Origin of the sequence: Micromonospora sp. NPDC005291 (genome assembly GCF_040607415.1) — a bacterium.
Classification (GTDB): Bacteria; Actinomycetota; Actinomycetes; order Mycobacteriales; family Micromonosporaceae; genus Micromonospora.
In genome coordinates, this window is sequence record NZ_JBEXGR010000014.1 from 110,318 (window position 1) to 131,126 (window position 20,809).

Annotated in this window: 17 protein-coding genes; 13 read left to right on the top strand and 4 right to left on the bottom strand. The window is 71.0% G+C overall.

Features of this window, described 5'->3' with window-relative positions; all coding sequences use genetic code 11:
- The first annotated feature begins 78 nt into the window (after positions 1–78).
- The 10 genes from ABZT18_RS19895 to ABZT18_RS19940 all read left to right on the top strand — a co-directional run bounded on the left by ABZT18_RS19895 (position 79) and on the right by ABZT18_RS19940 (position 10,361).
- Positions 79–1,278, top strand: coding sequence for a CoA transferase (locus ABZT18_RS19895; protein WP_354996443.1), 1,200 nt, complete (start codon positions 79–81; stop codon positions 1,276–1,278).
- A 31-nt stretch (positions 1,279–1,309) separates the two neighbouring features.
- The gene (locus tag ABZT18_RS19900) at positions 1,310–2,176 is read left to right on the top strand and encodes a cyclase family protein (protein ID WP_354996444.1); all 867 of its coding nucleotides are present in this window, start codon (positions 1,310–1,312) and stop codon (positions 2,174–2,176) included.
- Positions 2,169–3,599 carry an MmgE/PrpD family protein gene (locus ABZT18_RS19905; protein WP_354996445.1) on the top strand — a complete coding sequence of 477 codons (1,431 nt, stop codon included), beginning with the start codon at positions 2,169–2,171 and terminating at the stop codon, positions 3,597–3,599. Before ABZT18_RS19900 ends, ABZT18_RS19905 begins: the two co-directional genes overlap by 8 nt.
- A 63-nt stretch (positions 3,600–3,662) precedes the next feature.
- Positions 3,663–5,108, top strand: coding sequence for a dihydroorotase family protein (locus tag ABZT18_RS19910; RefSeq protein ID WP_354996446.1), 1,446 nt, complete (start codon positions 3,663–3,665; stop codon positions 5,106–5,108).
- Positions 5,105–5,992: a CoA ester lyase gene (locus ABZT18_RS19915; protein WP_354996447.1), complete on the top strand. Its 888-nt coding sequence runs from the start codon at positions 5,105–5,107 to the stop codon at positions 5,990–5,992. The genes ABZT18_RS19910 and ABZT18_RS19915 overlap by 4 nt, the downstream gene beginning before the upstream one ends.
- A 108-nt stretch (positions 5,993–6,100) precedes the next feature.
- On the top strand, positions 6,101–7,009 hold the full coding sequence (locus ABZT18_RS19920) for an FAD:protein FMN transferase (protein ID WP_354996448.1): 909 nt from the start codon (positions 6,101–6,103) through the stop codon (positions 7,007–7,009).
- Entirely contained in the window at positions 6,990–7,505 is a 516-nt protein-coding gene (locus ABZT18_RS19925; RefSeq protein ID WP_354996449.1) for a flavin reductase family protein, read from the top strand. Before ABZT18_RS19920 ends, ABZT18_RS19925 begins: the two co-directional genes overlap by 20 nt.
- Before the next feature lie 44 nt (positions 7,506–7,549).
- Entirely contained in the window at positions 7,550–8,398 is an 849-nt protein-coding gene (locus ABZT18_RS19930) for an alpha/beta fold hydrolase (RefSeq protein WP_354996450.1), read from the top strand.
- Positions 8,395–9,153, top strand: a complete 759-nt coding sequence (locus tag ABZT18_RS19935) for an alpha/beta hydrolase (RefSeq protein WP_354996451.1) — start codon at positions 8,395–8,397, stop codon at positions 9,151–9,153. The genes ABZT18_RS19930 and ABZT18_RS19935 overlap by 4 nt, the downstream gene beginning before the upstream one ends.
- A complete protein-coding gene (locus ABZT18_RS19940; protein ID WP_354996452.1) occupies positions 9,150–10,361 on the top strand; it encodes an LLM class flavin-dependent oxidoreductase in 1,212 nt (403 codons plus the stop codon). The genes ABZT18_RS19935 and ABZT18_RS19940 overlap by 4 nt, the downstream gene beginning before the upstream one ends.
- A 7-nt stretch (positions 10,362–10,368) precedes the next feature.
- Here ABZT18_RS19940 and ABZT18_RS19945 read toward each other — a convergent pair whose 3' ends face one another.
- Positions 10,369–11,121: an FCD domain-containing protein gene (locus ABZT18_RS19945; RefSeq protein WP_354996453.1), complete on the bottom strand. Its 753-nt coding sequence runs from the start codon at positions 11,119–11,121 to the stop codon at positions 10,369–10,371.
- A 205-nt stretch (positions 11,122–11,326) separates the two neighbouring features.
- Between ABZT18_RS19945 and ABZT18_RS19950 the strand changes: the two genes are divergently transcribed.
- Complete coding sequence (locus tag ABZT18_RS19950; RefSeq protein ID WP_354996454.1) at positions 11,327–12,109, top strand: alpha/beta hydrolase; 783 nt, start codon at positions 11,327–11,329, stop codon at positions 12,107–12,109.
- A gap of 14 nt (positions 12,110–12,123) precedes the next feature.
- Here ABZT18_RS19950 and ABZT18_RS19955 read toward each other — a convergent pair whose 3' ends face one another.
- Genes ABZT18_RS19955 through ABZT18_RS19965 form a run of 3 tightly spaced genes read right to left on the bottom strand, consistent with a single transcriptional unit; the run spans position 12,124 to position 18,157 of the window.
- Positions 12,124–14,901, bottom strand: a complete 2,778-nt coding sequence (locus ABZT18_RS19955; protein WP_354996455.1) for a hypothetical protein — start codon at positions 14,899–14,901, stop codon at positions 12,124–12,126.
- A gap of 14 nt (positions 14,902–14,915) precedes the next feature.
- Positions 14,916–16,481 (bottom strand): hypothetical protein, encoded by a 1,566-nt coding sequence (locus ABZT18_RS19960; protein ID WP_354996456.1) that lies wholly within the window; start codon positions 16,479–16,481, stop codon positions 14,916–14,918.
- The gene (locus tag ABZT18_RS19965; protein WP_354996457.1) at positions 16,478–18,157 is read right to left on the bottom strand and encodes a hypothetical protein; all 1,680 of its coding nucleotides are present in this window, start codon (positions 18,155–18,157) and stop codon (positions 16,478–16,480) included. Before ABZT18_RS19965 ends, ABZT18_RS19960 begins: the two co-directional genes overlap by 4 nt.
- A gap of 684 nt (positions 18,158–18,841) precedes the next feature.
- On the opposite strand from ABZT18_RS19965, the gene ABZT18_RS19970 reads away from it, so the two are divergent.
- Both ABZT18_RS19970 and ABZT18_RS19975 read left to right on the top strand, forming a co-directional pair.
- Entirely contained in the window at positions 18,842–19,546 is a 705-nt protein-coding gene (locus ABZT18_RS19970) for an RNA polymerase sigma factor (protein ID WP_354996458.1), read from the top strand.
- Positions 19,546–20,769, top strand: a complete 1,224-nt coding sequence (locus ABZT18_RS19975) for a CU044_5270 family protein (RefSeq protein ID WP_354996459.1) — start codon at positions 19,546–19,548, stop codon at positions 20,767–20,769. Before ABZT18_RS19970 ends, ABZT18_RS19975 begins: the two co-directional genes overlap by 1 nt.
- Positions 20,770–20,809: the final 40 nt, after the last annotated feature.

Sequence of the window (20,809 nt, forward strand, 5' to 3'; positions counted from 1 at the left end):
CCCGAACCAGATGAACGTCTATTCTGCTGAGCGAAACACTGTTCGCTTGATGCGAACGAACCGAATAGGGGAGGCCCAGTGCACGACGGACCGTTGACCGGACTCCGCGTCATCGACGCCTCGACGATCCTGGCCGGACCGCTGTGCTGCCAGATCCTCGGCGACTTCGGTGCCGACGTCATCAAGATCGAACACCCCGTCGCCGGAGACAGCATGCGCGGACACGGCCACGCCAAGGACGGCGTACCGCTGTGGTGGAAGGAGATCTCCCGTAACAAGCGGACGGTCGGCCTCAAGCTGTCCACACCGGAGGGCGCCGACCTGCTGCGGCGCCTGGTCGCCACCGCCGACGTGCTCGTGGAGAACTTCCGCCCCGGCACCCTGGAACGGTGGGGGATCGGCCCGGAACACCTACAGGAGATCAACCCCGGCCTCGTCGTCGTCCGCATCTCCGGCTTCGGCCAGCAGGGCCCCTACGCGCACCGACCCGGCTTCGGCACGCTCGCCGAGGCGATGAGCGGCTTCGCCCACCTGACCGGCGCCGAGGACGGCCCGCCGACACTGCCGGCGTTCGGCCTGGCGGACAGCATCTGCGGCATCGCCGCCTCCTCGGCCACGATGGTGGCGCTGTGGGCCCGCGACCGCAACGGCGGTAAGGGCCAGGTCGTCGACATGAGCCTGCTGGAGCCGATCATGATGGCGGTCGGTCCCGGACCCACGGTGTACGACCAACTCGGCGTGGTCGAGCACCGGCACGGGAACCGGTCCACGAACAACTCCCCGCGCAACACGTACCGCACCAGAGACGGCGACTGGGTGGCGGTGTCCACCAGCGCGCAGTCCATCGCCGAGCGGGTGCTGCGTCTCGTCGGGCACCCCGAGGTCATCGACGAACCGTGGTTCGCCTCCGGGCGGCAGCGGGCCGCGCACGCCGACCTCCTCGACGAGTACGTGGGCGGGTGGATCGCCGAGCGCACCCGCGACGAGGTCATGCGCGCGTTCGAGGAGGCCGGCGCGGCCGTCGCGCCCGTCTACACCGCCCGCGACATCGTCGCCGACGAACACGTCCAGGCCGCCGGGATGGTGGTCAAGGTTCCCGACGCCGACCTCGGCGAGGTGCTGATGCACAACGTGCTGTGGCGCATGTCCGACACGCCCGGTCGGATCCGCTTCACCGGTCGGCCCCTCGGGGCCGACACCGACGACCTTCTCGTCAACGAGCTCGGCTGCACCCCCGACACCGTCGCCGAGCTGCGCTCGCGGCAGATCGTGGCCTGACGGCCGCCACCACCGAAGGGTAAGGATTGTCGTGACCACAACGAGCATCACCGCCGGAACCAGCCCGGCGACCGGGACCGCGGCGCTCCTGGCCGCCGTCGACGCCGGAGTCCGGGTCTACGACCTGGGCCGCCGCCTGACCATCGGCATGCCACAGTCACCGAACCACCCGCCGTTCTGGCATGCCCTGCCCCGCCGGCACGGCGACGCCGTACGATCCGACGGCGGCTCCGCCGCCAACGACATCATCACCATGGGCACCCACGTCGGCACCCACGTCGACGCCTTCTCCCACGTGTCCCAGGACGGGCGGCTGTTCGACGGCTCCGACGCCGCCGACGCCGGACGCGGCGGCCGGTACGCCGAACTGGGCGCGCACACCATCGCCCCGATGGTCCGCCGGGGCGTGCTGCTCGACGTCCCGGCCGCCCTGGGCCAGCCCGACGGCTGCGCTCCCGGGTACGAGATCACACCGCGGGACCTGTCGGCCGCGGCCGAGCGGCAGGGCACCCCGGTCCGGCCCGGCGACGTGGTGCTGGTCCGAAGCGGCTGGGGCACACTGTTCGACCACGAGGACCGCACCCGCTACGTCGGGCACGACACCGGCGTGCCCGGAGTCGCCGAGGCCGGCGCCACCTGGCTCGCCGACCAGGGCGTCCACGCCGCCGGGGCGGACACCATCGCCTTCGAGTGCCTACGACCGGGCGCCGGGCACAGCGTCCTACCGGCCCACCGCGTGCTGCTGGTCGAACGCGGCGTCTACATCATCGAGACGATGGCGCTGGAGGAGTTGGCCGCCGACGGTGTCCACGAGTTCCTGTTCGTGCTGTCGCCCCTGGCCATCTTCGGCGCCACCGGCTCGCCGGTCCGCCCCCTGGCGGTGATCGTCAATGGCTGAGCAGACCCTCGCCCGCCAACTCGCCGCCTTCGCGGCCCGCACGGCCGCCGAGCCCCTGCCCGAGCGGCTCGCCACCAGCGTGCGCCAACGGGTGCTCGACATCCTCGGGCTGTGCGTGGCCGCGCACCGGCTGCCGACCAGCCGCGCCGCGTTGGACTACGTCGCCGACCAGGGCGGGCGCGCCCACGCACACGTCGTCGGGCTGCCCGACGCGGTGCCGGCGGCGCAGGCCGCGTTCGGCAACGGCGTACTCGCCCACTCGCTGGACTACGACGACACCCACCTGCCCTCGGTGCTGCACCCCAGCGCCGCCGTGGTCCCGGCGGCCCTGGCCGCCGCGCAGGCCGCCGGCGCCGACGGCGCCGCGCTCACCAACGCGGTCGCGGTCGGCATCGAGGTGACCGTACGGCTGGGGATGGCCGGCTTCGACCCGGTGCTGAACAACTCGGTGTTCTTCGAACACGGCCAGCACGCCACCTCCATCTGCGGCGCGATGGGCGGCGCCGTGGCCGCCGGCATGCTGCTGGGCCTCGACGAGGACGGGCTGCTGGACGTGCTCGGAGTGACCGCCTCCATGGCCTCCGGGGTGATCGAGGCCAACCGAACCGGCGGCACGGTCAAGCGGCTGCACTGCGGCTGGGCCGCACACAGCGCCGTCACCGCCGCCGACCTGGTCCGGCGCGGCTTCACCGGGCCGCCCACCGTGCTGGAGGGCCGGTTCGGTTTCTTCACCGCCTTCCTCCGCGGTGAGGCCGACCACGACCAGGTCACCGACGGGCTCGGCGAGCGGTGGGCGGTGCCGGACATCTTCTTCAAGCCGTACCCCGCCAACCACTTCACCCACGCGGCCATCGACGCCGGCCTGGCCCTGCGCGCGCAGGGCGTGCCCGTGGACCGGATCGAGCACATCGAACTGCGGGTACCCGCCGCGGTGATCCGCACCATCGGGGAGCCGATCGCCACCAAACGCGCCCCGGACACCGGCTACCAGGCGCAGTTCAGCGGGCCGTACGCGGTCGTCGCCGGCCTGCTCGGCGGCGGCGGGCTGGGGCTCGGGCTGGAGGACTTCACCGACGAGTTGGCCCGTGACCCCCAGCGCCGGGCGCTGATGGCCCGCGTCGACGTGATCCCCGACGACGAGTGCAACACGATCTTCCCGCACCAGTTCCCGGCCATCGTGGCGGTACGCACCGACGACGGACGGACGTGGCGCGAGGAGGTGCTGACCAACCGCGGCGGCCCGCAGCGACCCCTGTCCGACGCCGAACTGGCGTTGAAGTTCCGGGACAACGTCGCCGGGCGGGTCGACCCGGAAACCGCCGACCGCGTGGTGGCCACCGTGCTCGGCCTGGCCGACGTCACGGACGTCGGCGACCTGCTGCGCCCACTGACCCGACTCCGCAGCGGCAACGGCTCCAACTGACACCGCACCCACTCCGCTGTCCGCCAACCTCAGGAGCACATCGTGGAACCTTTCGATCTCGTAGTGAAGAACGTCAGAGTGGTGCGGCACGACCAGGCCGAGCCTGCGGCGCTGGACATCGGCGTACGCGACGGACGGGTGGCGAGCCTCGCCCGGTCGATCGACCCCGCCCGCGCGAACGCCGTCGTCGACGGTGGCGGCAAGCTCGCCTTCCCGGGCGTCGTCGACGCGCACCAGCACTGGGGCATCTACCACCCGCTGGCCGAGGACACCGGCACGGAGAGCCGCGCCTGCGCGCAGGGCGGTGTCACCTCCGCGATCAACTACATCCGGACCGGCCAGTACTACCTCAACCGGGGCGGACCGTACCGCGAGTTCTTCCCGGAGGTGCTCAGCGCCACCGACCAGAAGTCGTACGTGGACTACGCCTTCCACGTCGCGCCGATGACCGCCGAGCACATCGACGAGATCCCCGACCTGGTCCGCGACCACGGCGTCACCTCGTTCAAGGTCTTCATGTTCTACGGTGGCCACGGGCTGCACGGGCGCTCAACCGACCAGAGCTCCTTCCTCATGATCCCGCCGGACGCCCGCTACGACTACGCCCACTTCGAGTTCGTCATGCGCGGTGTGCAGGCCGCCCGCGAGCAGTTCCCCGACCTGGCCGACGAGATCTCGCTGTCCCTGCACTGCGAGACGGCGGAGATCATGCGGGCGTACACCCGGTTGGTCGAGGAGGACGGCACGCTGAGCGGGCTGGCGGCGTACAGCGCCTCCCGGCCACCGCACTCCGAGGGGCTCGCGATCAGCATCGCCGCCTACCTCGCGCACGAGACCGGCCTGCCCACCATCAACCTGCTGCACCTGTCGTCGGCCAAGGCGGTCGACGCGGCGATGCGCATGGCCCAGGCGTTCCCGCACGTCGACTTCCGCCGCGAGGTGACCATCGGTCACCTGCTGGCCGACATCGACACCGCGTACGGCCTCGGCGGCAAGGTCAACCCGCCGTTGCGTCCCCGTGAGGACGTGGAGGCGCTGTGGGGCTACCTGCTCGACGGTAATCTCGACTGGGTCGTCAGCGACCACGCGTGCTGCCGCGCCGAGACCAAGTTCGGCGAGCCGAAGGACGACATCTTCGTCGCCAAATCCGGCTTCGGCGGCGCCGAGTACCTGCTGCCCGGCCTGATCAGCGAAGGCTCCAAGCGGGGCCTGTCGTACGCCCGTGTCGCCGAGCTGACCTCGTGGGCGCCGTCCCGCCGATTCGGCCTGGCCACCAAGGGCGCCATCGCCGAAGGGTTGGATGCCGACTTCTGCCTGGTCGACCCGGACCACACCTGGACGGTACGCGCCGACGAGTCACTGTCGGCACAGGACTACACGCCGTTCGAGGGCATGGAGTTGACCGCTCGCGTCACCGACACGTTCCTGCGCGGCGAGCAGATCCTGCGCGACGGCACCGTGGTCGGGCAGCCACGCGGCCGGTACCTGACCCGCCCCACCCGGCCGTGACCGCCGTCGGACAGCCCCGGGCCACCGCCCGCAGCTACCTGTACGTGCCGGGCGACCAGCCGGACAAGGTGGCGCGTGCGGCGGCCCGTGGCGCCGACGCCTGCATCCTCGATCTGGAGGACGCGGTGGCACCGGCGAAGAAGGACACCGCCCGGGCCACCGTCGGCGCGTTCCTCGCCGACGCCGCGGCGTCGGCGCCCGCCGCCCCGCAGTGGTGGGTACGCCTCAACGCGGACACGCCGAGCGCGGACATCGTCGCGGTGCTCGGCCCGCACCTGACCGGCGTGGTCGTGCCGAAGGCCGACGTCGACCTGTTGGCCGAGGTGCACCGGCTGCTCGGCGACGCGGAACGGGATCGTGGCCTCCCGGTCGGTGGCATCGCGGTGTTCGCGCTGCTGGAGACGGCCGGTGGGGTGCTGCGCGCCGAGGCCGTGGCCGCCGCCCCCCGGGTCGAGCGCATCGGGCTGGGGGAGGCGGATCTCGCCGCGGAACTGCGCCTGCAACCCGGTCCGGACAAGGTGGAGCTGTGGCCGTTTCGCTCACGCGCCGTCCTGGCCTGCGCGGCGGTCGGTCTCGCCCCGCCGGTGGGTCCGACGGAGACGGCCCTGCGCGACCCGGACCGACTTGAGGCGACCAGCCGGTTGCTGCTGCGTCAGGGATTTCGCGGCCGCACGGCGATCCATCCCGCGCAGGTGCCCGTCGTCAACCGGGTGTTCTCGCCGACGGCGACGGAGGTCGACGCGGCACAGGACATCGTCGACCGGCTGGCGGGCGCCGAGCAGAGCGGCTCGGGGGTGGCGGTCGCCGCCGACGGGCGGATGATCGACGCGGCGGTGGCCCGCAGCGCCCGGGAGGTACTGGACCGGGCCGCCACGGACCGGTAACCGGTCCGCGTGACCCCGGCCGGCCCTGTGCGGCCGGGGGACCGACCCTTGCCTTATAAACATCATCATGTTTAGCATATTAAGACTGGTGGTGAAGGGAGAGCCCACATGACCGTCGCGTCCACCGCGCCGACGCACCACCTGCCCACCACCGTGCGACGGCACACCTGCCAGGTGTTCACCTGCGACGTCACGCTCGCCAGCCACGGCCCACCGGCCACACCCTTCACCGAGGTGCAGCGGCGGTTACGGGCACTGGACCGCAGGTACTCCCGCTTCCGCGCCGACAGCGAACTCTCCCAACTGAACGCCGCCGCCGGTCGATGGCACCCCATCTCCGACGACCTGCACGCGATGCTCCGACACGCCCTCACGGTGGCCGTCGCCAGCGCCGGCCTGGTCAACGCGGCGATCCTGCCGCGGCTACTCGCCGCCGGCTACGTACGGTCCTGGGCGACCGACACCTCGCCCGCCGCACCACCCACGACACCGACGCCCGTGCCACCGCTGGCCTCGCTGCTGGAACTGCGCGACCACACGGCCCGCCTGGCACCCGGATACAGCGTCGACGTCGGGGCGCTGGCGAAGGGCAGGTGGGCTGACGACGTCGTGACCTGGCTGGGCCCCAACTCGGCAGCCAGCATCGGGGGAGACGTGACCTGCCGGGGACCGGGCCCGGACGGCGACGGCTGGCCCGTCGACCTGCCCAACGGCGAGATCCTGCTGGTACGCGACGGCGGCATCGCCACCAGCGGCACCGGCAAACGCCGCTGGGGCACCGACCGCCACCACCTGATCGACCCAGGCACCGGGCAGCCGGCCACCTCCGACATCACCCAGACAACGGTTCTCGCCCGTACCGGCGCCAGCGCCGACTGGGTCGCCTCAGCGGTGGTGATCGGCGGCAGCCCGGCGGCGGCCCACCTCACCGCCCGACCCGACGTACACCACATGTGGCTGACCCGAATGGACAACCAACCGACAGGGGAGCGGCACCATGAACCCCACCAGCCGTGACCGCCTCGTCGAGACCACCCGGTTCCGGGCCGCCTTCCGACAGGTGCCCGCACCGGTGGCGATCGTGCTCGTGCCCGGTGGCCCGGCCGGCGTCACCGGCATCACCTGCACCTCCGCCAGCTCCCTGTCCGGCGAACCACCGATGGCCATGGTCGCCGTCGACCAGAAGACCGGCCTCGCGCCCCTGGCCGAACGAGCCGGCCGGTTCAGCATCAACTACCTCGCCGCGGACCGCGCCACCTGGGCGCGGGCATTCGCCGCCCGCGGCCGAGACCTCGACGACCTCGCCGCGGCCATGGTCACCGGCCGCACGCCGGTGCCCACCCTCGCCACCGGCACCACCGCGGTCCTCGAATGCCGCACCACCGCCGTACACCAGGGCGGCGACCACTGGATCCTGTGCGGCGAGGTGCTGCACGCCCGATCCCAGACCGACGCCCCGCCACTGCTCTACCTCAACGGGCGCTACGGCACCTTCCAGGCCGACGCGCTCTGACAACCCCGATACACGCACGACGCACCCGCCCCGAAGGCAGGAAAATGCCCCCACCACGGACCCACACCGTCGACGCCGGCGGGTTCACCACCCGCTACTGGGAATGCGCACCCCCCGGACAACCCGAGGGCACCGTCGTCCTCGTCCACGATGGAGCGTTCGGCGGCGACGCCATCGGCAGCTGGGCCGACATCATGCCCATCCTCGCCCAGCACTACCGGGTACTCGCACCCGACCTGCTCGGCTACGGCGACACCGACAAGGTCGTCTACCTGGACCGGTCACCGTACTCCTTCCGCACCACCCACCTCGCGGCCTTCTGCGCCGCCCTCGGCGTCGACGCCGCGCACTTCGCCGGCCAGTCCTTCGGAGGATCACTCCTGCTGCGGGCCCTCGCCACACCGGCACCCACCCTCCCCGCCCTGTCCGCGGTGAGCATCTGCGGCACCGGTGGCCCGTGGCGATCCGCCAAGGGAACCAGCGAACTCGGCCGCTTCGACGGCACCGAAGAAGACATGCACCGCCTCCTCGCCCTCATGACCGACCACTACGCCGGCTTCGACGAAGCCGTCCGGTTGCGCTACGCCAACACCCGCAAACCAGGACACGTACCGGCGTGCCTGGCCCCCCGGCTACGCCACCCCACGCTGCCCAGGCCCGGCGGCCCCGACGACTGGCCGGCCCCCCTGCGCGACTGCCCCCTACCGGTGCTGGTGGTCGAGGCCACCCGAGACGACCTGCTCGAACCGGACTGGGGCCGACACTTCGAGAACCTGTCCCCACAGGTCCACGTGCACCGCATGGACGCCAGACACGCGCCGAACCTCGACCAACCCGCAACGGTCGCCGCCCTCCTGCGAACCTTCTTCACGCAGGGGAGGGGCACACCGTGAGCACGCTGCTGTTCCTCCACGACGCGGACGTGCTACCCGGGCCGGTCGGCGCGCTCAACCTGCTGGCACGCAACCTCGACGTCATCGTGCCCCGACACCCCGGCTTCGGCACACCACTGGACGACACCACCCAGGAATGGGACACCGTCGCCGACCTCGCGCAGCACTACCTGTCCGGCCTCACCGCCGACCTGGTACGTGATCCGGCCACCGGCCCCCTCCACCTGGCCGGCGCGGGCTTCGGCGGCTGGATCGCACTGGACATGGCGGTACGCGCACCACACCTGTTCGCCTCACTCGTCCTCGTCTCCCCGTACGGGGTGAAACTGTCCGGGCCGACCGAACCCGACTTCGCCGACATCCTGCTGCTCGACCCCGCCGAGGTGGTGGAGCTGGGCTGGGCCGACCCCGCCGCCTGCCGCGACCTGCGGATGCCCGGCTATCCCGCCGGCCTCACCGACAGCGAATACGAACAGGCGTTCGCCGACCGGGCCGCCCTGTCGCGGTACGCCTGGAAACCGTTCCTGCACGACCCACGGCTGCGCCGATGGCTGCACCTGGCCACCATGCCGACACTGGTGCTGGCCGGCACCCACGACCGGCTCGTACCACCACGGCACAGCGCCGCACTGGCCGACCTACTGCCATCGGCGCACTTCGTCGACCTCCCGAACGCCGGGCACTACCCGTACCTGGAACGTCCCGACGAGTTCCACCAGCTGGTCCGATCCTTCCTGAGGGGAGAGGCACTGTGAGGCTCTACCACTTCACCGAGATGCCCTACCCGTTCGTCCCACCCGAGGCGGAAGAGGCCAACCGGGGCCTCAAGTACTTCATGCCCAACCGGTACTACGACCCGGTCCTCGGCCACGAGCTCTACCAGCGCTACCTCGACGAGTACGAACTCGCCGACGAACTCGGCTTCGACCTGATGGTCAACGAGCACCACCAGTCGGCGTCGACCCTGCAGGTGTCGGCGACCCTCAGCGCCGCGTCGGTGCTGCACCGCACCCGACGCGGCCGGGTCCTGGTGCTCGGCACCCCCCTGCCGCACCGGGAGAGCCCCATCCGAGTCGCCGAGGAGATCGCCTACCTGGACTCGGTCAGCGGCGGCCGCATCGACTGCGGGTTCGTCCGCGGCGTCCAGGGCGAGACGTTCCCCTCCAACCAGAACCCGGTACACAACCTGGAGATGTTCATCGAAGCCCACGACCTGATCAAGAAGGCGTGGACCAGCGGCGACGTCTTCTCCTGGGAAGGCCGCCACTACCACTACCGGTACGTCAGCGTGTGGCCACGCCCGTACCAACAGCCGCACCCACCGATCTGGATCAGCGGCACCTCCACCCGACTGGTCGAATGGACCGCCCAACACGGCTACACCCTGTGCAACCTGCTCGGCACGTACGACGACACCGCGACCTCCTTCCGGCTCTACCGCCGAACAGCCGTCGCTGCCGGCCAACCCGAACCCGGCCCGGACCGCTTCGCCTACATGGCCCTGTGCCACGTCGCCCCGACCGAGGAGAAAGCCCGCGACATCGGCCGCAAACTCATGTACTACCTCAAGCCCGGACGGTTGCGACTCGGAGCGGCCAGCCCACCCGGCTACTTCCCACCGTCCGCGGCCGTGGCCGCACTCCAGGGCCGCCTCGGCGCGGTCCGCTCGATGAGCTACGAGGACCTCATCGACGCCGGCATCCTGCTCGTCGGCACCCCCGACCAGGTGACCGCGCAGATCCACCGCCTCTACGAGCGGACCGGCGTCGGGCACCTCATCCTGATGAACCACGCCGGTGACATGACCAGCAACGAGGTACGCGACCACCTGACCCTGTTCGCCAGGGAAGTGATGCCGGCGGTAACCACCCTCGGCACCGACTGGCGCGACCAGGACACCACCTGGCGGGTCGACCAGGACCACACACCAGTGCAGGCGGTGCTCTCCAGCGCACTGTCCTGACCGGACCTCACCACCAGCCGATCACCTCGTCGCGCAGACCCGCGTAGTCGCGTTCGAGGTGATCGGCCAGGGCGGCCATGTGCGCCCGCATCAACTTCTCCGCCTCAGCCCCGTCCCCGTCGACGATCGCCGCGGCAACCGCCTGGTGCTCGCGTCGCACGTCCTCCCAGCGCTCCGGGCGACGCTCGGCCGCGACGACCCGCTCGGTGTAGATCTCCTTCAACGCCCGACCGAACAGATCCAGCACCCCGTTGCCCGACAAGCCCGCCACCACACCGTGGAAACGCTGCATGACCGCCAGGTAGCTGGCCTCGTCACGCTCCTCCAGCGTGCGGTGCTCCCGCATCGACTCGGCCAACTCGCGCAGACGCACGGCGTCGCGGCGCTCGGCAGCCAACCTGGCCATCATCGGCTCCATGATCACGCGCGCCTCGACCAGCTCACCGAACCGGGTCCGGCCCATCTGCATGAACAGCGCCATCGTCCGACCGAAGGTGTGCGGATCGACCGCCCCGACGATCGGCCCGCCACCACGACCCGGCCGAACCCGCACCAGGCCGTTGTTCTCCAGAATCCGCAGCGCCTCGCGCAGAGTGCCGCGGCTGACCCCGTACGCCTGCAGCATCTGCGCCTCGGTGGGCAGTCCCGCCCCGGCGGGCAGCCCCTGCTCGACGATGTCCTCCAGGATCTGCCGGGCCACCAACTCGCCCATCTTCGCCGCACGCTGGCGGAACCGCGGGGTCGGCTGGCCCTCAGACATGACCCGATCCTACGGCCCCACGATCTTGCCGGCCGTCGACTACTTCGCCGCCAGTCGTCGCTCTCGCTGGTCCACGGCTCGACCGGGCGGCCAGGGACGCGTTGACCGCCGCGGTCACCTCCTCGGCCAGACGGTGGCTGCTCAGCCGCATGACCCGCCGGTCGACGGTCATCTCGGTGACCCTGCCTCGGGCTACGCTCCCGGCATGAACCTGGCTGTCGACGAGTCGACACACACTGGACCGACAGTCGTCTGCCTCCCCATGTTCAGCACGACGCGCGCCGCCACGGCCGCCGCCTTCGCCCCGGCGTTCGCGGGCGCCGGCCTGCGAGAGGTGTACCTGGATCTGCCGGGCCACGGAGACTCCCCAGTGACCTGCCCACCCACCTCCCAGGCCGTACTGGACACCGTGGCCGCCTGGCTCGACCGCCACGTCGACGCGCCGGTCCTGCTGGCCGGTGCGTCCTACGGCGCATACCTGGCCGCCGGCATAGCGCGTCAACGGCCGCACCTCGTCCGCGGCCTGCTCCTCGTCTGCCCCGGCGTCACCATCGCGCCAGCAAGCCGGACCCTGCCCGAGCCCGCTGCGCCCGAAGCGCCCCCGGGCTGGCTCGACGGCGCCCCCACCGGCCTGCGCGCCCACCTCGACGTGGCGCTGGGTCACCGCACACCGGCCGTCGTCGCGACCGTGCTCGCGGCACTGGAGTCCGGCGGCCCCGGCGATGACACGTTCCAAAAGGAACTACGCGCAGGCCCCGAGTACGCCCTTCCCGACGAGGACACCGACATCACCTTCGACGGTCCGGTCAGCGTCGTCACCGGCCGGCAGGACGGCATCGTCGGCTACGCCGACCAGTTCCACGCCATGCGCCGCTATCCCCGCGGCACCTTCACGGCGATCGACGCGGCCGGGCACTACCTGCCGTTCGAACAACCCGCGCTGCTGCGGTCACTCACCCAGGACTGGCTGCACCGATCCGGCACCTGAGAACAGCCCGCCGCTCACGCCGACTCCGGATTCAGCTCAGCGCCAACCTGCAGACAGATCAGCGCCGTCGGGGTGCGCACCTCCCAGGGCTCGTCGACGGCTACCTCCTCGCCCGGTCGGTCGAGCGCGTCACCGATCAGATCCTCGATCGGCGGGTACGGGTTCCCACCGTCGCGCCAGGGACGCGGCGTCAGCGCCGGGATCTGCGAGGTCTCCAGGTACCGCCCGACCGCGTGCTCGTAACCGGCTCGCACCGGCACCGTCACCCGCGCGGCACCGGCCTGCAGGAACGCCTCATGAACAGCGTCCGAGCTGGTCCGGGACCGTAATGTCGCCCACCGCTCCCGACCGGCCCACTGGTACGGGTAGAACAGGTAGACCATGTTCTCCCACTCGAAGAGATCCTCGCCGAACTGGATCTGGTCCGCCTCCGCGCTGATCTCGACACGGTTGATCCGGGGCGCGTCGTCGGCCGGAAAGGTCAGACTGCCGAACTGGTCGAACTCATGACCGAAGAGGACACTCTGGCAGGCCCGTTTCAACTCCACCTGCTCGACCCGCCGGTTCACCTCCGCCGACTGCTCGGACCGGTACACCGCACGGGCCAACCGCAGACGCTGGTCGTTCTCGTACGCCGCCAGCTGCGTCAGATAGCTGGCCCGAATCGTCTCGTACGCCCGCAGCCGCCACGCCTCGTACGCCGCGGTGGTGCGCTCGCAGCGCACCCGCACCACGACCGTGAGCCCGCCACGCTGATCGGCGCTGATCCCGACCGGCAGCGGCCCGGGGAGCACCTGGTCGAGCGAGACAGTCATCTGGCCGTCCCCGCCGTCGCTGCTGCTGACCCGCTTCTCCCCGATGGAGATCTGCACGGCCTGCGGCGGGCTGCCCTCCTCCGCGGTGTACTCACCCTCCACCAGCCCCCACGTCGTGGTCACGTACGCCTCGGTCGCCTCGTAGCCGGCCGGCACCGACACCTCACCAACGTACGAGCTGTAGCCCCACTCCGGCTGCGACTTGTCCGTGGAGTTGCGGGGATAGTCGAACGGCCGAGCCGGGGGATCGGCGAACGTGACGGTGGCCGACACCTCCGACTCGGGCGGCGGTTCCACGCCCACCACATCCCAGCGCGCCGCCTTGTCGGCGTAGTTCTCCTCGTTCAGATCGGCCACGTCGAGGAACCAGCCGGTCGGCTTCGCGACCGCGCCCTCGTCGGTGCTCAGCTGCGCCAGGTGGACCAGCACGGCGGCCGGCTCCGGCACGACAAACTGCAGCAGCAGCCGTTCCCCGTAGTTGTAGACCTGAGCCTGGTCGACCTTCGTGAGCCACCGGTACACCCCGGTGATGTTCACCGACCCGTCGCCGTTGTCGAACCGGTGCTCGTTGGTCTCGGTCACCCGCGTCGTGCTGGTGATCGAGCGACGCTCGGACACCTCGCTGCGCAGCAGCTCGGACGCCCGCTCGGTGAGGGTCTTCGAGTACGAAACAGCCGAGCTCATGCTGCTCGCGGTGGTCGTGGACCGGTCGGCGTTGATGTCCACACCAGCCTGGACCGGGCCGAAGCCACCGGAGACGCTCACCCCCAACGACGTCGACGTGCTCTGGGTCGCCGCGGTGGTCAGCGCCCGGTCCAAGCTGTTCTGCTCCGTGGTCTCCAACTCCTGCGTCGTCTCGGCGATCGACTGCGTCGACGTGGTGACCGACTCCCGGGTGCTGGTGTCGACCACATGGGTCCGCCCGCGTACCTCGCTGGCCAGCACGTTCTCCACATGCGAGATCTCACCCAACTCGTAGCGCAGATGCGCCGTCCGGATGACCATGAGGTCACCGCGGCCGGCGACCCGCGCCTGCGCGCCCAGCACCGGCACGCGGGGCGGAACGTACTCGATGTCGTCACCGATGGGCACGCTCTCGACCAGCCGTCCCGAATCCGCCACGTCGGCCCGCCGATCCGCCCGACGGCGGGCAGCCTCCCGTTCGGTGTCGAACAGCGTGCGCAGGGCACGCAGCGTGGCCGTGGCCGGCACGCCCAGTTCGCCGGCGGCGCGCGACACCGCCTCGATGGCCGGGCCAAGGTCGACGAAGCCAGCCGCCCGCACATCGGCGAGAGTCGGATCCGTGGAACCGGTGACGCGTGCCCGGACGAGCAACCGCCCGACGTGCACGGCCAACTCGGCGAACTGCTGGGCATGCCCGATGTCGGCGTCGAGCTGCGGCGCCGGCTTCGGTGCGGGCGGTAACTCCAGGTCACGACCACCGACCAACGAGCGGACCAGGCAGGCGTCCTCGGCGGCACTGCCGGCGAGACGGACCAGCGTGATACCGCGCAGCAGGCGCAGAACGACACTCGACACCACGCCACGCGGCCGCCCCAGGAACCGACCGAGAGCGGTCATGTCCACGGCCCAGCGCGTGAGGGCGGCCACCAGAGCGCCGAGCTGTTCCGAGGTCACCTGCCGCTCGGCCGCCCACTCGGTGATGACCTCACGCAGCTTCCCGACGGTGAGCCGCGAGTCGACCGCGGCCCGCCGCACCAGGGCCACAACCAGGCGACCGAGAGCCTCGACCGCGTCGTCGTGCTCCTTCCTCCGCGCCGCGTACAGCGCCCACGCCTGCTCCACGTCGCGGTTGGTCACCGCGTTGCGGACCGGCGGCGACCAGTCGTCGCGGAAATCGAAGACCGGCCCGATGACAGCCGGTCCGGCCGTACAGGCGCCGTCCTCAGCGCCCCCGGGGTCACCCGCCCGACGCACCTGCACGAAACGGAGCGTGGCCTCTGGTATTGCCGGCATGGCCGATCCTCCAGTCAGAGTTGAGGCAGATGCAGCGCGGTCGGCATGCCGTAGCCGTCGACATGGCTGTTGAGTCGTCGCACGAGCGCGTTCCAGGCCCCGGCCGCCTCCGGTGTCGAGGCCAACGCCCTCTGCCACTCGTCGTCCCGCAACGCGGCCATCAGCTCGGCCAGGGTCCGCTGGTCGAACGCCACGACGGGCTCGGCCACCCGGGCGACGTCGGTCAGGGGAAACGGCTCCGCGGTCGCGCCGTACTGTGACGTGTAGTCCTGCGCGCGCGCCGCGAAGTCGTAGTCGGCCTCTTCCGCGACGGTCGGGACCACCCGGTTACCCCAGCGGTCCAGCCGGGTCATCCCGCCCATCATGCGTCCGGCGTAGAGGTCGGTCAGCGCGTGGTCCCGTGGGGAGAGCAGGTGCAGATTGCCCGGCTCGCTCGCCCCGGTCAGCATCGACAGCCGACTGCTCCACACATCCTCGTCGAGCTTCCTGCGCAACGTCCGAACCCACCGCTGCATCTCCCTGATGAACCGCTGAGGTCTCGCGTGCTCCCACTCATAGACACGGATCGCCACGTTCCGCGCCGAGGGAAGCCCCATGGCCATCTCGAACAGCTCATCCCGGGACAGCCGGTAGTACGGATCACGGCCGTACCGGCTGCGCACATCCAGCGGATCCCCCCGCGGCACCGTCGCGCTACGACCGTGGTGATCCCACAACCGCTGAAGCTCGACGCTGTCGACGGTCAGGACCCGCTCATCCTCCAGCCGCGCCGCGAGCTCCCACCGCGCCTGCGCCACAGTCCGAGCGCGAGGCGGCCCCTTCTCGAACGAGAAACGGTAGATCGGGGCGTCCCCGGTCGAGATCATGTGGGCGATCTGCACCTCGGACACCAACAGGTCGGGGTCGTAGTCCCAGGCGTGCACCTCGTCGAGACTCCGCACCTGCAGCTCCCGGAACAGCTCCGGACCCCGCGCGGTCAACGGGATCTCCCGATCCCACACCCGCGACGCCATGACCATGCCGATCGAGCGGTGACCCCGGCCGGTCACCACCGCGCCGTACGCCGGGTAGCGCGGATCCAGGCCCACCGGAGCGTTCATCGGCATGACGTTCAGATCCTCGGGCAACTCGACGTGGAAACCCTCGTGGTACCGGTACGACCCATAGGACACCCCACCGTCGAACGGCGTCGCGGCCGCCCGGAAATCAGCGTACGAACGCCGCAACGCGTCGATGTAGCGCGCGGGGTCCGACGTGCGCAGCAGCGTCGCGGACGCCTCCCCGAGCAGCGCGTCGACCACACCGGCCAGCAACGACCCCTGGCCCGCGCCCGCCAGGAACCCCTCCATCGAGATCGTCGGGAAATCCCGACGCGCCGCCTCGAAGGCGTGCTGCAGGAAGCCGGACCGAAGACAGACGCCAGACCGGTCCACCAACTGCTCGACATCGCGCAGAAACGCCAGCGGCGCGACGCCCGGCCGCAGGAGCGCCCGGGCCTGCGGAGTCATGCGCTGGAGCTGGCCCACCAGCGCGAGCCGCTCCGGGACGGACAAGCCGGCACTGCCCGGCGCACGCGTCATGGTGGGCTTCCCTCGACGCGTTCGACCAGCGAACGGGCCAGCACCCCATCGTCGGGCACCACCGCCTCCGCCGCCTCCCGCAGACGCCGGCCGGGATCATCGCCGAGGGTCGTGACCCGCCGACCCGAGGCCAGCAACGAGCCGACCGCCCGCTCGGCAACCTCGGGAAGCAGCACACCCCCGAGGGTGATCGCCGCTTCCAGGCCGCCCATCGGCTCGCCGTACAGGTCCTTCCCGGTCAGCACGTACGCCCCGACGCTGCCCAGATCACGCAGGTCGTACATGACCTGCACGGGTGGGAACGGAACGAACTCGCCAACCGCCACGGCGATATGGACGATCTCCTCGATCGTCGCCGGCCGTGCCTCCAACTGGGCCCCGGTGTCGACCTCACCATCGGCGACCATCAGCGGCACGTCGTCGAAGTGCGTCACGATCTTCTCCCGGTACTGCACGACACCCTCGATGTCCGATCCGCCGGCCACCCCGAGGGGCAGGTCCACCAGCACCCGCACGTTCTTCGTGCGGACCACGGTCAACCGGAAGCACGGTGCGAAAGGCGCGGTCGTCGCCGGCGGCTCGGCCGACACCTCACCGTCCGCGTCCAGAAAATCGAGTCGATAGGCAAAGCGGTCCTCCGCACTCGCGGGATCGACACGGAGACGAATCGGTACGGGTGCGCTCTCCGGCAGCCCGCCAAGCCACTGGACGTACGTGTCGAGCAGACCCGTCACCATCGCGAACACGGCGTCGTCGACGACCTTCGCCGCTTCGACCAGCCAATCCGGCTGCCAACTCCACGGGGCTCCCCGGGGCAGCCGACGCAGATCCGGCTTCATCAACACCAGGTCCACCCCGTCCGCACGGGTCTCCTGCACGGCAACGGGCCGCGGCTCGTCGAGCGCCCGAACCAGAGCCACCGCGTTCGCGACGACGTCCGGCTCCACCAGCGGTACGGGACGCAACGGCGCGCCCAACGCAGGAACCGTCATCGGATGACGGTGCCGCTCGAACTCGAAGCGCAACGCCTGATCACAGGTGACACTGCCGTCACCCGGACGGTAGGCCGCCCGGACGACACCCAGGGCCACCTCGCCCAGCAGCGGTCGCTGCTCGAACGTGACACCGGGCGCCGCCGCGACCCGCAGCGACATCGCACCCCAGTGGAAGATCGCCGACGGGTCCGTCGCCGGGTCGCCCGCCGGCGCATCGGAGATACCGAAGCCATGCGCGGGCGCGAACGCGTAGCCGTAGGGGAGTGGGTCGTACTCGACCGGCCCACGCCCCGACGGCAGCATGACGGTCTCCACCGCATCCCGGATCCTGTGCTCGACCGTCAAATCGAAGGCCAGGGGACGCGCGGTCGCGAAGTCCAGCACCGTCGCGGCGGAGACGTCGAGTGGACGGCCCAGCGAGGCGGCCGTAGCCACCTCATAGAACCAGCCGGGCAGGTAGACGATGGAGAGGTTCTCCGGGCCGAGATACCGCACGTGCAGCACGTTGCTCATGGCATCGACGCACACGAACACCGGGTCGACCGGAGACCCGCGGCACAGCTCCAACCAGCGCCCGCCGACGTGGTCCGGAGCGTCCACGGCCAGCCAGACGTCCGCCAGCAGACCGCCCAGATGCTGAACGGCAGCTCCGGCGGCCTCAAGGTTGGCGGCGTTCACCATGGCAGGAGGCTAGCCCGCATCGACCATGAACACTGTCGCCGATGCGCCAGCCGTCAATCCGGCCGATGTGTCTCCTCGCCGGCCGGGCAGCAGTCCAGCTCCGCTCAGCTGCCAGCGCCCGCCGCCGCAAGCCTGGTCCTAGATCCGATCCAGCCCAGCCGCGACGATTACGGCAGGCGCTTCTACGTTAACGGCCGGCACCGCCGCCAGGCGATGCTCCACGCTGGCGTACGCCGGACCCTGGTCGCCCACTGGGACTGGCCCGAACCGGGCGGCGAGCAATGAGGGAGGACAACGCCGCGCTGACCGAGGCGGTGCGTCAGCTCGTGGCGCAGGCTGGCACGGTGGGCCGAGTTTCCGGGCGCGAGCCCTGGCGCGAACTGATCGTTTGGGTTACCCGGGGACGGTCGGGCCGCCGAACCGGCTGGCCCGTTGTCCGGTCCTGACAACACCCTGGCAGGACACTATCTCCGCCGAACGGCACGGATGGCGCACCCGCGCCGCTCGGCGGCATGTGAGTGTGCCTCGGTCGGGCTGACCCGACGTTCAGCCGCAGGCCGCGTTTGTGAGCCTCGCGGGATGCCAGCCGTCGGGGCGTGAAGGGAAGCAGGTCGGTCGGGCGTAGAGGGGTATCGGATCCACGACGCTCCCTGGAGGACAGGCATCCATGACCGGACCTTTTTCGTGACCGCGCCATCCGGGTGCGCGGTCGACCCCGAGTCCCTGGCCGGCACCGACCCGCCCGACGACGTCGGTGCGGTTGCCGACGTCGTCCTGATCGGGCGGTCGCGTGACGAGCCGGAGCTGTTCGGTGTGCTCTTCGACCGGTACTACCCTGAAATTCACCGGTTCGCCGCGAACCGGCTCGACGCGGTCGTCGCCGACGACCTGGCAGCGGAGACCTTTCTGGTCGCCTTCGGCAAACGGGCCCTTTTCGACACCGGGGAACCCGCCGACGGCAGTGCCTCGGCCGACCGTGCCGGTGAGACCGGCATCGGAGCGGGCGGACATGTCCGGGCATGGCTGTACGGCATCGCCACGAACCTGATCCGCCGCCAGCGGCGTAGTGAGCAGCGCCGCTATCGGGCACTCGCCCGGGCGCCGCGGGACCAGCCCGTCGTCGGTCACGACGAGCGGATAACCGCGATGGTCAGCGCGCAGAGCGTGCAGCGTGATCTGGCCAAGGCGCTGGCCGCGCTCTCGGCCCGGGACCGTGACGTACTCCTGCTTGTCGCGCTCGGCGACCTCACCTACCACGAGGTCGCGGTAGCTCTGGAAATTCCGTACGGCACGGTCTGCTCCCGGCTCAACCGGGCGCGTCGCAAGGTGCGCAAGGCACTCGGCGACACCGATCCGACCAGCCACGATCGAGACCTGGGGAACCTGTGATGGACGAAGTGCGGATGATCCGCGAGGTACTGGGGACGGCCCCGACACCGCCCGCCGAGACGACGGCGCGGGCCCGGGCGGCCCTGCTGGCGCAGGCGCGAACCGATTCTGCGACCAGCCGGGCGAGCGACGTGGCGAAGCCGGGGCGTCGCCGCGCCGCAGCGATGCGGTGGTCGGGGCGTACCCGGCCGGCGGGACGGAGTGACCGGGCCGGCGCCCGGTGGTGGCACTGGTCGCTGGGTGGGCTCGGAATCTCGGGTGCGGTTGCCGCCGCGCTGGTCGTGCCGGCGGTCCTCGGCCCGGCGACGGTTCCCGGCGACCCGGACCGGGGTGGGGTGGCCAGCCTTCCGGCCACGGTCCCGATCGGCGACGGCGACAACGCCGGGACGGTGCTGCGGCTGGCCGCCGCGAACGCCCGGCTCGACCCGGCCGTCCAGACCCGGCCGGGGCAGTTCGTCTACCGGGTGGTCGAGGAGGGATCTCTGTACGTGGCCGGCGACGTCGAGGGGGGCGGGCCGGTGGCCAGGATCTGGCAGGTCCGCCGGCACGAGATGTGGTATACCGCCGAGGGCCTGCATCCGGCACGGACCCGCATCACGGAAGGGGTCAGTCGTACCCCGCTGACCCCGGCAGACGCCGAGGCGGCCCGCAAACTCGGGTACGACCTGACCGCCCCGCCCAAGGTCGAGGAGTACGGACCGGCGCCCGGCTACCAACCGCCTCCCGGCTGCACGAACTGCTGGGCGACCCGGGACCCGGGCGAGCTGTACCGGCCGACCCCGGCGTACCTGGCGGGCCTGCCAACCGATGCGGCCCGGCTACTGGAAACACTGCGGCAGGCCGTCAGCGGCCAGGGCAGCAAGCACTCGCCCGACCAGCAGGTCTTCACCGCGGTGCTGGACCTGCTCAGGGAGGCCGCCCCGATCATGCCACCGGCGCTGCGGGCCGCCCTCTACCACGCGGTCGCGCTGATTCCCGGGATCGAGCGGGTCGGCGGCCGGGTCGAGCTGGGTGGTCGGCAGGGCGTCGCGATCGGCCGTGACGGTGAGGCAACCGGGAACGAGACCGAGCGGGAGGAACTGGTCTTCGACACCGCCGGTCGCGAACTTCTCGGCTTCCGCACGGTGAAGATCCGGACGGGGAACGGCATACCGGCTGGCACCCTAAGTTCGGCGCACGTGGTCACGTTCACGATCGTCGACCGGGTCGGTGAGGTCCGATGATCGCCAGGAGAAACCTGTGCTGGGTCGGCGGCGGACGGAG

Coding starts and splice junctions, on each gene's coding strand:
- ABZT18_RS19905 (WP_354996445.1), top strand. CDS start 2,169: ATGGCTGAGCAGACCCTCGCCCGCCAACTCGCCGCCTTCGCGGCCCGC.
- ABZT18_RS19920 (WP_354996448.1), top strand. CDS start 6,101: ATGACCGTCGCGTCCACCGCGCCGACGCACCACCTGCCCACCACCGTG.
- ABZT18_RS19925 (WP_354996449.1), top strand. CDS start 6,990: ATGAACCCCACCAGCCGTGACCGCCTCGTCGAGACCACCCGGTTCCGG.
- ABZT18_RS19930 (WP_354996450.1), top strand. CDS start 7,550: ATGCCCCCACCACGGACCCACACCGTCGACGCCGGCGGGTTCACCACC.
- ABZT18_RS19945 (WP_354996453.1), bottom strand. CDS start 11,121: ATGTCTGAGGGCCAGCCGACCCCGCGGTTCCGCCAGCGTGCGGCGAAG.
- ABZT18_RS19950 (WP_354996454.1), top strand. CDS start 11,327: ATGAACCTGGCTGTCGACGAGTCGACACACACTGGACCGACAGTCGTC.
- ABZT18_RS19955 (WP_354996455.1), bottom strand. CDS start 14,901: ATGCCGGCAATACCAGAGGCCACGCTCCGTTTCGTGCAGGTGCGTCGG.
- ABZT18_RS19960 (WP_354996456.1), bottom strand. CDS start 16,481: ATGACGCGTGCGCCGGGCAGTGCCGGCTTGTCCGTCCCGGAGCGGCTC.
- ABZT18_RS19965 (WP_354996457.1), bottom strand. CDS start 18,157: ATGGTGAACGCCGCCAACCTTGAGGCCGCCGGAGCTGCCGTTCAGCAT.
- ABZT18_RS19975 (WP_354996459.1), top strand. CDS start 19,546: ATGGACGAAGTGCGGATGATCCGCGAGGTACTGGGGACGGCCCCGACA.